12 protein-coding genes are annotated in these 11,836 nt (G+C 68.8%); all 12 read right to left on the bottom strand.

Going from position 1 to position 11,836, the window contains the following annotated elements; genetic code table 11:
* Positions 1 to 15: 15 nt before the first annotated feature.
* Positions 16 to 453 (bottom strand): 3-hydroxyacyl-ACP dehydratase FabZ, encoded by a 438-nt coding sequence (gene fabZ, locus IM787_RS10095; RefSeq protein WP_193677096.1) that lies wholly within the window; start codon positions 451 to 453, stop codon positions 16 to 18.
* Between the two features lie 8 nt (positions 454 to 461).
* Positions 462 to 1,430: a UDP-3-O-(3-hydroxymyristoyl)glucosamine N-acyltransferase gene (lpxD, locus tag IM787_RS10090; RefSeq protein WP_193676543.1), complete on the bottom strand. Its 969-nt coding sequence runs from the start codon at positions 1,428 to 1,430 to the stop codon at positions 462 to 464.
* 13 nt (positions 1,431 to 1,443) lie between these two features.
* Positions 1,444 to 1,956 (bottom strand): OmpH/Skp family outer membrane protein, encoded by a 513-nt coding sequence (locus IM787_RS10085; RefSeq protein ID WP_193676542.1) that lies wholly within the window; start codon positions 1,954 to 1,956, stop codon positions 1,444 to 1,446.
* The gene (gene bamA / locus IM787_RS10080; protein ID WP_193676541.1) at positions 1,956 to 4,250 is read right to left on the bottom strand and encodes an outer membrane protein assembly factor BamA; all 2,295 of its coding nucleotides are present in this window, start codon (positions 4,248 to 4,250) and stop codon (positions 1,956 to 1,958) included. Before bamA ends, IM787_RS10085 begins: the two co-directional genes overlap by 1 nt.
* 54 nt (positions 4,251 to 4,304) lie before the next feature.
* Entirely contained in the window at positions 4,305 to 5,666 is a 1,362-nt protein-coding gene (rseP, locus tag IM787_RS10075; RefSeq protein ID WP_193676540.1) for an RIP metalloprotease RseP, read from the bottom strand.
* A 13-nt stretch (positions 5,667 to 5,679) separates the two neighbouring features.
* Positions 5,680 to 6,870 carry a 1-deoxy-D-xylulose-5-phosphate reductoisomerase gene (gene ispC / locus IM787_RS10070; protein WP_193676539.1) on the bottom strand — a complete coding sequence of 397 codons (1,191 nt, stop codon included), beginning with the start codon at positions 6,868 to 6,870 and terminating at the stop codon, positions 5,680 to 5,682.
* Entirely contained in the window at positions 6,867 to 7,721 is an 855-nt protein-coding gene (locus IM787_RS10065) for a phosphatidate cytidylyltransferase (RefSeq protein ID WP_193676538.1), read from the bottom strand. Before IM787_RS10065 ends, ispC begins: the two co-directional genes overlap by 4 nt.
* A 94-nt stretch (positions 7,722 to 7,815) precedes the next feature.
* Positions 7,816 to 8,550, bottom strand: a complete 735-nt coding sequence (uppS, locus tag IM787_RS10060) for a polyprenyl diphosphate synthase (protein ID WP_193676537.1) — start codon at positions 8,548 to 8,550, stop codon at positions 7,816 to 7,818.
* 14 nt (positions 8,551 to 8,564) lie between these two features.
* Positions 8,565 to 9,128: a ribosome recycling factor gene (gene frr / locus IM787_RS10055; RefSeq protein ID WP_193676536.1), complete on the bottom strand. Its 564-nt coding sequence runs from the start codon at positions 9,126 to 9,128 to the stop codon at positions 8,565 to 8,567.
* A gap of 111 nt (positions 9,129 to 9,239) precedes the next feature.
* Positions 9,240 to 9,962 (bottom strand): UMP kinase, encoded by a 723-nt coding sequence (gene pyrH / locus IM787_RS10050; RefSeq protein WP_193676535.1) that lies wholly within the window; start codon positions 9,960 to 9,962, stop codon positions 9,240 to 9,242.
* Between the two features lie 75 nt (positions 9,963 to 10,037).
* Entirely contained in the window at positions 10,038 to 10,961 is a 924-nt protein-coding gene (gene tsf / locus IM787_RS10045; RefSeq protein WP_193676534.1) for a translation elongation factor Ts, read from the bottom strand.
* Positions 10,962 to 11,045: 84 nt separating this feature from the next.
* Positions 11,046 to 11,798, bottom strand: coding sequence for a 30S ribosomal protein S2 (rpsB, locus tag IM787_RS10040; RefSeq protein ID WP_193676533.1), 753 nt, complete (start codon positions 11,796 to 11,798; stop codon positions 11,046 to 11,048).
* Between the last annotated feature and the right edge of the window lie 38 nt (positions 11,799 to 11,836).

The following is an 11,836-nucleotide window of genomic DNA, read 5'->3' as shown; positions in this document are numbered from 1 at the left end:
CGCTTGCCCGGTACGCTACGCGATGCTGCGCATCGTGCACATCAGCTCGGCCTCGCAGGCGATGTCCTCGCCGACCCGGGCCGTGCCCTTGAACTTGTAGATGCCCGCCTTGTGGCGGATCAGCTCGACGTCCATCACCAGCTGGTCGCCGGGTTCCACCGGGCGCTTGAAGCGGGCGCCGTCGATGCCGGCGAAGTAGATGACCTTGTCCGATCCGGGTGCCGCCGCGTCCTCGGCGAAGGCGAGCAGCGCCGCCGTCTGCGCCATCGCCTCCAGCATCAGCACGCCCGGCATCACCGGCCGGTGCGGGAAGTGCCCGACGAAGAAGGGCTCGTTGATCGTGACGTTCTTCAGCGCCTTGATCGCCTTGCCCGGCTCCACGGCCAGCACGCGGTCGACCAGCAGGATCGGGTAGCGGTGCGGCAGCTTCTTCAGGATCTGGTGGATGTCCATCGCGACGTTCATAGTTTCTTTTCCAGCGCCTTGATGCGGTCGCGCAGCGTGTGCAACTGCTTCAGCGTGGCGGCGTTTTTCTCCCAGGCGGCATTGTCGTCGATGGGGAAGATGCCGGTGTACAGGCCGGGCTTGAGGATGGAGCGCGAAACGAAGGAGCCGGACGAGATGTTCACCCGGTCGGCGATGGTCAGGTGGCCGAGGATCATCGCGGCGCCCCCGATCGTGCAGTGCGCGCCGATGTTGGCGCTGCCGGCGATGCCGACGCAGCCGGCGATGGCCGTGTGCCTGCCGATGCGGCAGTTGTGGCCGACCTGGATCAGGTTGTCCAGCTTCACGCCGTCCTCGATCACCGTGTCGGCCAGGGCGCCGCGGTCGATGCAGGTGTTGGCGCCGACGTCCACGTCGTCGCCGATGCGCACCGCGCCCAGCTGCTCGATCTTCTCCCACGCGCCCGCCTGCGGCGCGAAGCCGAAGCCGTCGGCACCGATCACGGCGCCGGGGTGCAGCGTGCAGCGTTCGCCGACCACGCAGTCCTCGCCGACGTAGACGCGCGCCTTCAGCACGGTGCCGGCGCCGATGCGCGCGCCGCGCTCCACCACGCACTGCGGCCCGATGCGCACGCCCTCACCGATCACCGCCTCGGGGTCCACCACGGCGCTCGGGTGGATCGCGGGACCCGTCGGCCGGGCATGGACGCGCTTCCACAGCTGCGTGGCCCGCGCGAAGTAGAGGTAGGGGTCGTCGGCGACGATGGCGGCACCGCGCGCCAGCGCCTGCTCGCGCAAAGCGGGCCCGACGATCACGCAGCCGGCGCGCGAGGCGTCCAGCTGCTGCCGGTACTTGGGGTTGCTCAGGAAGCTCAGGTGCCCGGGCTGCGCGGATTCGAGCGGGGCCAGCCCCTCGATGCGCAGCGCGGCGTCGCCGTGCAGGTCGCCCCCGAGCGCCGCGACGATCTCGCCGAGTTGCAGGGCCACGGGACAGCGCCGGTCAGCGCGCCGCGTTCAGCGCCCGGATCACCTTCTCGGTGATGTCGTGCTTGGGATTGATGTAGACGGCTTCCTGCAGGATCAGGTCGTACTTCTCCTGCTCCGCCACCTGGCGCACCACGCGGTTGGCGCGGTCCAGCACCGCCTGCAGTTCCTCGCTCTTGCGCGCGTTCAGGTCCTCCTGGAACTCGCGGCGCTTGCGCTGGAACTCGCGGTCCTGTTCGATCAGCTGGCGCTGGCGCTGGCCGCGCTGCGTCTCCGGCAGGGTCGGCGCCTCGCGCTCGAACCGTTCCGAAGCCGACTTGAGCGAGGCGCCGAGGTCGTTCAGTTCCTTCTCGCGGCGCGAGAACTCCTGTTCCAGCTTGGCCTGCGCCGCCTTGGCGGAGTTGGCTTCGCGGAAGATGCGGTCCGTGTTGACGAAGCCCACGCGGAAGTCCTGCGCCTGCGCCTGGCCGACGAACGCCAGGGCAGCCAGCAGGAACGCGAGGCCGTAACGGGACGGGGACGGCTTCATCAGAAGGAGGTTCCGATCTGGAATTGGAATCGCTGGATTCTATCCCCAGCCTTCTTGCGCACCGGCTGGGCCGCGGCGATGCGCAGCGGGCCGATGGGCGACAGCCAGGACAGGCCGACGCCGACCGAGGCGCGCAGGTCGGAAGCCGTGATCTTCTGGCTCTCGCCGAAGACGTTGCCGACGTCGACGAAGCCGAACCAGCGCAGGCTGCGGTCGTTGCCCGCGCCCGGGAACGGCGCGATGACCTCGGCGTTCAGCGTGATCTTGCGCGGGCCGCCGATGGAAGCGCCGGTGATGTCGCGCGGGCCGAGCGTGCCCTGCTCGAAGCCGCGCACGGAACCGAGGCCGCCCGAATAGAAGTTCTTGAACACCGGGAACGGCCGGTCGCCCAGGCCCTTGCCCCAGCCGAGTTCGCCGTTCAGGGCCAGCGTGTACTGGCGCGACAGCGGCACGTACTGCTGGTACTGGTAGTTGGCGCGGACGTAGCGGGCATCGCCGCCGGGCGACAGCTCGGCCGCCAGCCGCTGGAAGCGGCCCTTGGTCGGCAGCAGCGTGCTGTCGCGGTCGTCGCGCGACCAGCCGATCGACAGCGGGATCGCGGTGCTGGTGTCGCCGAAGCGTTCGGCGTAGGCCAGATAGGCCGCGGGGATGGAGGTGCCCGGCTTGATCTGCGTGCGCTCCAGGCTGCCGCCGAAGAACACGGTGTCCGTCTCGCTGAACGGCACGCCGAAGCGCAGGCCCACGCCGGAGGTGACCAGCTGGTAGTTGCCGCCCTGCTCGTCGTACGGCTGCGAGGTGCGGTGGTACACGTCGAAGCTGCGCGAGATGCCGTCGGCCGTGAAGTACGGGTCGACGGAGTTGAACGCGAAGGTGCGGTTGTACTTGCTGGTGTTGACCTCGACGCCCAGGTAGTTGCCGGTGCCGAAGGCGTTCTCCTGCTTGATGGAGAACGACAGCGCCAGGCGCTCGGCGCTGGAGAAGCCGGCGCCCAGCTGCAGGCTGCCGGTGGGCCTTTCCTTGACGGAGACGTTCAGGTCGACCTGGTCGGGGGCGCCGGGGACGTCGCTCGTCTCGACGTTCACCTCGGTGAAGAAGCCCAGGCGGTCGGTCCGGTCGCGCGACAGCTTGATCTTGGCGGCGTCGTACCAGCTCGACTCGAACTGGCGGAACTCGCGGCGGATCACTTCGTCGCGGGTGCGGTTGTTGCCGGAGATGTTGATGCGGCGCACGTAGGCGCGGCGCGACGGTTCGGCCGCCAGCACGAAGGCCACGCGGTTGTTGGCGCGGTCGATCTCGGGGCGGGCCTCGACCTGCGCGAACGCGTAGCCGAAGTTGCCGAAGTAGTCGGTGAAGGCCTTGGTGGTCTCCGTCACCTGGTCGGCGTTGTACGGCTCGCCCGGCTTGATCTTGACGAGGGACTTGAACTCGTCGTCCTTGCCCAGGTAGTCGCCTTCCAGCTTCACGCCGGAGACGACGTAGCGCTCGCCTTCCGTGATGTTCACGGTGATGCTGATGTCCTGCTTGTTCGGCGAGATCGCGACCTGTGTCGAATCGATGCGGAACTCGAGGAAGCCGCGCTGGAGGTAGTAGGAACGCAGCGCCTCCAGGTCGGCGTTGAGCTTGGTGCGCGAATAGCGGTCGCTCTTCGTGTACCAGGAAAGCCAGCCGCCGGTGTCCAGCTCCATCAGGTCCTTCAGCGTGCCTTCGCTGAAGGTGCGGTTGCCCACGATGTTCATCTCGCGGATGCGGGTGGGCTCGCCTTCGGTGACGCTGAAGGTCAGGTTCACGCGGTTGCGCTCGATCGGGGTGACCGTGGTCACCACCTCCGCGCCGTACAGGCTGCGGTTGATGTACTGGCGCTTGAGCTCCTGTTCGGCGCGGTCGGCCAGCGCCTGGTCGTACGGGCGGCCTTCCGTCAGGCCGATTTCGCGCAGGGCCTTCTTCAGCGTGTCGGCGTCGAACTCGCGGGTGCCGGAGAAGGAGACGTCGGCCACCGTGGGGCGCTCCTCCACCACCACGATCAGCACGTCGCCGTTGACTTCCAGCCGGACATCCTTGAACAGGCCCAATGCGAAGAGGGCCCGGATCGCCGCCGAGCCCTTTTCGTCGTTGTACTGGTCGCCCACGCGGAACGGCAGCGAGCCGAACACCGTGCCGGGCTCCACGCGCTGCAGGCCCTCGATTCGGATGTCGCGGACGGTGAACGGGTCGACCGCCCAGGTGTTCGCCGCGAAAGCGAGGGCGGCGACGGCCGTAACGGTACGCACGCGGAAGCGCTTGAATTGTTGTTTCATTGAAATCAGGAAAGCGCCGGCGGGACCCGCGACGGCGGCAGCAGCAACGTTGTTCTAACCAAAGAGCCGGGCAACGTCGTTGAACAGTGCAATCGACATCATCACCAGCAGCACCGCCACGCCACCGCGCTGCAGGCGCTCCATCCAGGCGTCGGAGACGCTCCTGCCGGTGACGGCCTCCCAAAGATAATACATCAGGTGCCCGCCGTCCAAGACAGGCAGGGGGAGGAGGTTCAGCACGCCGAGGCTCACGGAGATGAGCGCCAGGAACAGCAGGTACTGCGTGAGGCCCATGCTGGCCGACTTGCCGGCGTAGTCGGCGATGGTCAGCGGGCCGCTCAGGTTCTTGAGCGAGGCCTCGCCGATCACCATGCGGCCCATCATGCGCAGCGTCAGCGCGGAAACGTCCCAGGTGCGCACCATGCCCTTCCAGAGGCCCTCGATCGGGCCGTGGCGCACCGTCGTCATGGCCGGCGGCGCGCCGACGAAGGCGGAGATGCGGCCGATGGCGGCCCCGCCCTCGGGGTTCACGACGTCGGGCGTCACGGGCACCTGCAGGCCGCGGCCCTCGCGTTCGATCTCCCAGGTGGCGGTGAGCGGCCGGCCGCCCTGCACCTGGGCGCGGATCGTGTCGCGCAGGTGCTGCCCGTCGGTGATCGCCTGGTCGCCGACCCGTCGCACCAGGTCGCCCTTGCGCAGGCCCGCCTTCTCGGCGGCGCCGCCGGCCTGGATGTCGCCCAGCACCGCGGGGCTCCAGGGCGCGACCACGCCGACCTTGCGCAGCAACTGGGCATCGGCGGCGCGCGCGTCCAGTTGCGACAGCGGCAGCAGCACCTCGCGCCCTCCGGCCAGTTCCATCCGCAGGTCGCGCCCGTCGAGCGCGCCGCGGGTGAGCATCCAGCGCAGGTCCTCGAACGAGCGCACCGGCTCCAGTTCGTCGCCCTGCAGCGCGGCACGCTCCACCCTTTCGCCGCCGCGCAGGCCGGCCTGCGCCGCCACCGACTGCGCCACGGGCGAGCCCAGCACCGGCTCGGGCTCCTGCACGCCGATCCAGTTGACGCCGGCGTACAGCAGGATCGCCAGCAGCAGGTTGGCCGCGGGACCGGCCGCCACGATGGCGGCGCGGGCCTTGAGCGGCTGCGTGTTGAAGGCCCGGTGGCGCTCGGCGGCGTCGACGGGACCCTCGCGCTCGTCGAGCATCTTCACGTAGCCGCCGAGCGGGAAGGCGCCGATCACGAACTCGGTGTCCTGGCCGGGCCGCGGGTGCTTCGGCTTCCAGCGGTAAAGGACGTTGCCGAATCCCACCGAGAAGCGCAGCACCTTGACGCCGCAGGCGACGGCCACGCGGTAGTGGCCGTACTCGTGCACGGCGATCAGCAGGCCCAGCGCGACGATGAAGGCGATGACGGTCAGCATGGCGAAGTCCCCCTCACGCCGCGCGCCTGGCGATGGCCCGTTCCGCGGTGCGGCGGGCCTCCTCGTCCAGCGCCAGCAGGTCCTGCAGCGTGTCCGGCTTGGAGGGCGACAGCCCAGCCAAAGTTTCCAGGTTGACGGCGTGGATCTCGTCGAAGCGGATGCGGCGCGCCAGGAAGGCGGCCACGGCGGATTCGTTGGCGGCATTCAGCACCGCCGTGGTGCCCGGCACGGCGGCCAGGCTGTCCCAGGCCAGCTGCAGGCCGGGGAAGCGCTCGCGGTGGCCGCGGCTGTCGAGCGATTCGAAGCTCATGTCCGCCAGGGTCGCGAAATCGAGGGCCTGCGCCCCGGACTCGGCGCGGTCCGGCCAAGCCAGCCCGTAGGCGATCGGCACCCGCATGTCGGGCGTGCCGAGCTGGGCGACCACGGAGGTGTCGCGATACTGCACCATCGAGTGGATCACGCTCTGCGGGTGGATCACCACCTCCAGCCGCGCGGGCTGCAGCCCGAACAGCCAGCGTGCCTCGATCACCTCCAGCGCCTTGTTCATCATGGTGGCCGAGTCCACCGAGATCTTGCGGCCCATCACCCAGTTCGGGTGCGCGCAGGCCTCCTCGGGCGTGACGTCGCGCAGCGTCGCCGGGGCGCGCGTGCGGAACGGCCCGCCGGACGCCGTCAGGATGATCTTCTCCACCCGCGCGTCCCAGGTGGACGGGTCCTCGGGCAGCGACTGGAAGATGGCCGAATGCTCGCTGTCGATCGGCAGCAGGCGCGCCCCGCCCTGCTTCACCGCGTCCATGAACAGCTCGCCGCCGACCACCAGGGCTTCCTTGTTCGCCAACAGCAGCTTCTTGCCGGCGCGCGCCGCGGCAATGCACGACGAGAGGCCCGCCGCACCGACGATTGCGGCCATCACCGCATCGACGGACTCGTGCGACGCGACGTGGTCCAGGGCACCGGCGCCCCACAACACGCGGGTGGGCAGGCCGCTGCCCTCGAGCCTGGCGGCCAGCGCGCGGCCGGCCTCCTCCTGCGCCATCACGGCGAAGGCGGGGCGGAACTGCAGGCATTGCCGCAGCATGGCTTCGACCTGCGAGGAGGCGCTGAGCGCGAACACCTCGAAGCGCGCCGGGTGGCGGGCCATGACGTCCAGCGTGTTCGCCCCCACCGAGCCGGTGGAGCCGAGGACCGCGATTCTCTGCTTCATCGTTGCGCCAGCGTCGCCAGCATCATGGCCAGGGGCAGCGTGGGCAGCAGCGCGTCGACGCGGTCGAGCACGCCGCCGTGTCCCGGCAGCAGCTGGCTGGAATCCTTGAAACCGGCGCTGCGCTTGACCAGCGACTCGGTCAGGTCGCCGACCACGCTCATGGCCGCGAGGAAGACCGCGCCGATCACCAGCAGCGGCCAGCCCATGCCGGCCAGCCGCGAGTACAGGCTGGGCACCTGCGCCTGGCTGGCGTTGTCGGCCAGCACCCAGGCGATGGCCAGGACGAGCACGCCGGCCATGCCACCCCACACGCCTTCCCAGCTCTTCTTGGGGCTGATGGTGGCGGCCAGCTTGCGCTGCGTGAACTTGCCGCCGAAGGTGCGGCCGGCGAAATAGGCGAACACGTCGGCCACCCAGACCAGCACGAGGATGGACAGGAGGAAGTTGACGCCGATCACGCGCGCCTGCGCCATGGCCAGCCAGGCGAGGACCAGCACCAGCACGCCGCCGACGACGCGCAGCGCGCGAGGGATGCGTGGCCAGCCGTCGACGCCGGCGCGCAGCATGGCCGCGCCCGCCAGCACCCACAGGCCGCCGACGATGGTCCAGAACACGCCGGACGGCTGGCGGATCCAGCCCAGGCCCCAGAACAGCAGGCACCACGCCAGCGTGCCGAGTCCGAGCACGATGCTTCCCACGGAACTCGAGCCGTTCAGGCGGCCCCACTCCCAGCCGCCGGCGGCGATCAGGACGAGGGTGATCACGAGGAAGGGCTCGGGCGTGCGCCAGAACAGCGCCGGCAGCAGGATGGCCAGCAGGACGATGGCGGTGATGACGCGCTGCTTCAGCATCGCGGTCAGCCTCCGCCGAGCCGCCTCAAGGAGGCTGAAGCCCCCTCGGGGGGCAGCGATGACACGAAGTTCAGAGCGTGGGGGCTCATGTTCTTCAGGCGGCCTTGCGGCCGCGGCCGGTCTCGGCCGCCACCTGTTCGGACGTCTTGCCGAAGCGGCGCTCGCGCCGGCCGTAGTCGGCGACCGCCTTGTCCAGGGCGGCCGCGTCGAATTCCGGCCACAGCTTGTCGGTGAAATAGAGCTCGCTGTACGCCGCCTGCCAGAGCAGGAAGTTGCTGATGCGCATCTCGCCGCCCGTGCGGATCAAGAGGTCGGGGTCCGGCACGTGGGACAAAGCCATGGCGCGGTCCAGGCTCTGCTCGGTGATGGTTTCGCCGCGCGCGGCCAGGCCGGCGGCGGCCTGCGCGACGTCCCAGCGGCCGCCGTAGTTGAAGCAGATGTTGAACACCAGGCGGTTGTTGCCCGCCGTGGCGGCCTCGGCCTGCGCCAGGCCGCTGCGCACCTTGTCCGACAGGTTGCTGCGGTCGCCCACGAAGTGGATCCGCACCCCTTCGGCCTGCAGCTGCGGCACCTCGCGCGACAGCGCGACCGCCAGCAGTTCCATCAGGCCCGAGACCTCCTCGGCGGGCCGGTTCCAGTTCTCGGAGGAGAACGCGAACACGGTGAGCACCTTCACGCCGATGTCGCCGCAGTGGCGCACGCAGGCGCGCAAGGCGTCGACACCCTTCTTGTGCCCCGCCACCCGCGGCAGGTAGCGCCGCGTGGCCCAGCGGCCGTTGCCATCCATCACGATGGCGACGTGGTGCGGGACGACCCGTTTGGCGGTCATTCGGGCATGGAGGCCTAGACCTCCATGATCTCCTTTTCCTTGGCAGCCACCAGCTGGTCGATCTCGGCGATGTGCTTGTCGGTCACCTTCTGCACCTCGGCCTCGGCCCGCTTCTGGTCGTCCTCGGTCGCGATCTTGTCCTTCACGAGCTTCTTCACGTGCTCGTTCGCGTCGCGGCGCAGGTTGCGCACGGCGACCTTGGCGTTCTCGGCCTCGCTGCGCACCAGCTTGGTCATGTCGCGCCGGCGCTCTTCGGACATCGGCGGCATCGGCACGCGGATCAGGTCGCCCATGGACGCCGGGTTCAGGCCCAGGTCGCTTTCGCGGATGGCCTTCTCGATCTTGGCGCCCATGCCCTTTTCCCAGGGCTGCACGCTGATCGTGCGCGCGTCCAGCAGGGACACGTTGGCCACCTGGCTGATCGGCATCATGGAGCCGTAGTAGTCGACCTGCACCGTGTCCAGCAGGCCGGGGTTGGCGCGCCCGGTGCGGATCTTGGTCAGGGTGTTCTTGAAGGCGGCGATGGACTGGTCCATCTTGCCCTGCATCGTCTGCTTGATTTCAGCGATCGTCGTCATCTGCTAGCTCCTCTCTTTCAAGCTGCCACCGCGGATCCGGCTCTGCCGGGCCGCTGGTGGCGCCCCCTCGAGGGGGAGGCGCCGTAGGCGCTTCGGGGGTGGACCTTCATCTCACGCGTAAACCAGGGTGCCCTCGTCCTCGCCGAGGACGACGCGCTTGAGCGCGCCGTGCTTGAAGATCGAGAACACCTTGATCGGCAGTTTCTGGTCGCGGCACAGCGCGAAGGCCGTGGCGTCCATGATGCCGAGGTTCCTCGACATCGCCTCGTCGAAGCTGATGCGCGAATAACGCTCGGCGGAAGGGTCCTTCTGCGGGTCGGCGGAGTACACGCCGTCGACCTTGGTGGCCTTGAGCACCACCTCGGCGCCGATCTCGGCGCCGCGGAGGGCGGCAGCGGTGTCGGTGGTGAAGAAGGGGTTGCCGGTGCCGGCCGCGAAGATCACGACCTTGCCCTCTTCCAGGTACTGCAGCGCCTTGGGCCGCACGTAGGGCTCGACCACCTGCTCGATCGCGATGGCGGACATCACGCGCGACACGAGGCCCTGCTTCTGCATCGCGTCGGACAGCGCCAGCGCGTTCATCACCGTGGCCAGCATGCCCATGTAGTCGGCGGTGGCGCGGTCCATGCCGACCGAGCCGCCGGCCACGCCGCGGAAGATGTTGCCGCCGCCGATGACCACCGCCACCTGCACGCCCAGGCCGACGACCTCGGCGACCTCCTGCACCATGCGCACGATGGTCGCGCGGTTGATCCCGAAGGCGTCATCCCCCATCAGGGCCTCGCCCGACAGCTTGAGCAGGATGCGCTTGTGGGCTGGCTGGGCGGCGGGCATGACGGGGATCTCCTGGTTTGCTTTTGTGGTTTGAGTGTACCGGGGTGGCCTCCGCGTGCGGAGGCCGGGCCGGCGTCAGTCCGCCTTCTTGGCGGCGGCGACCTGCGCCGCCACTTCGGCGGCGAAGTCGTCGGCGCGCTTCTCGATGCCTTCGCCGACCACGTAGAGGGTGAAGCCCTTGACCGTGGTGTTGGCGGCCTTGAGCATCTGCTCCACGGTCTGCTTGTCGTTCTTCACGAACGGCTGGTTCAGCAGCGAGACTTCCTTCAGGAACTTCTGCACGCCGCCTTCGATGCGCTTGGCGACGATGTCGGCGGACTGCACCGGCTTGCCGGCGGCTTCGGCGGCCTTGCGGTCTTCCTCGGCCTTTCCGGTGGCGACGGCGCGCTCCTTGGCGATCAGTTCTTCCGGCACGTCGGCGCTGGACAGCGCGACGGGCTTCATCGCGGCCACGTGCATGGCGACGTCCTTGGCGGCGACCTCGTCACCCTCGTACTCCACGACCACGCCGATGCGCGTGCCGTGCAGGTAGCTCACCAGTTTGCTGGAGCCTTCGAAGCGCTTGAAGCGGCGGAAGCTCATGTTCTCGCCGATCTTGCCGACCAGGCCCTTGCGCACGTCCTCCAGGGTCGGGCCGAAGCCGTCCTGGCTGTAGGGCAGCGTGCCCAGCGCGGCCACGTCGGCCGGCTTGTTCTTGGCGATCAGGTCGGCGGCGGCACGGGCCAGCGCCAGGAAGCTGTCGTTCTTGGTGACGAAGTCGGTTTCGCAGTTCACTTCCAGCAGCGCGCCGGTGGTGCCCTGGATGGACGCGGCGACCACGCCCTCGGCCGTCACGCGCGAGGCGGCCTTGCCGGCCTTGTTGCCCAGCTTGACGCGCAGCAGCTCCTCGGCCTTGTCCATGTTGCCTTCGGCCTCGGTCAGGGCCTTCTTGCATTCCATCATGGGGGCGTCGGTCTTGGCGCGCAGTTCGGCGACCATGCTTGCGGTGATTGCAGCCATTTGGGGTCCTCGTGTCTTGTTCAGTTGATTCTGGGTGTGCAAAGGGGGCTCAAGAGCCCCCTTCGTCGCAGGTCGGGCCCGGCTTTACGCGGCGGCGCCTTCCTTGACTTCGACGAACTCGTCGCCGCCTTCCGTGACGGCGCGCTGCGCGTCACCGGCCGGGTTGCTCTTGCCCTCGAGGATGGCGTCGGCCATCGCGCGGACGTACAGCGTCACGGCCTTGGCCGAGTCGTCGTTGCCCGGGATCACGTAGTCGATGCCTTCGGGGGAGTGGTTGGAGTCCACCACCGCGATGATCGGGATGCCCAGCTTCTGCGCCTCGGCGACGGCGATCTTGTGGTAGCCGACGTCGACGATGAACAGGGCGTCCGGCAGGGTGTTCATGTCCTGGATGCCGCCGATGTCCTTCTCCAGCTTGTCCAGCTCGCGCTGGAACATCAGCTGTTCCTTCTTGGACATGGCTTCCAGGCCGCCTTCCTGCTGCGCCTTCATGTCCTTCAGGCGCTTGAGCGACGTCTTGACGGTCTTGAAGTTGGTCAGCATGCCGCCCAGCCAGCGCTGGTTCACGAAGGGCATGCCGGCGCGGGCGGCCTCGGTGGCGACCAGCTCGCGCGCCTGGCGCTTGGTGCCCACCATCAGGATCGTGCCGCGGTTGGCGGCCAGCTGCCGGGCGAACTTGGTCGCCTCCTGGAACATGGGCAGCGTCTTTTCCAGGTTGATGATGTGGATCTTGTTGCGGTGCCCGAAGATGAAGGGGGCCATCTTGGGGTTCCAGAAGCGGGTCTGGTGTCCGAAATGGACACCGGCTTCCAGCATTTCGCGCATGGATACGGTCATGGGTGCTCCGAAGGTTGGGTCTAGAATCCGGCGCGAAC

It is taken from the genome of Ramlibacter pallidus (genome assembly GCF_015070875.1).
Lineage (GTDB): Bacteria > Pseudomonadota > Gammaproteobacteria > Burkholderiales > Burkholderiaceae_C > Ramlibacter > Ramlibacter pallidus.
The sequence above is the reverse complement of the archived record's forward strand: the minus strand, read 5'-3'. Positions and strand labels throughout refer to the sequence as shown.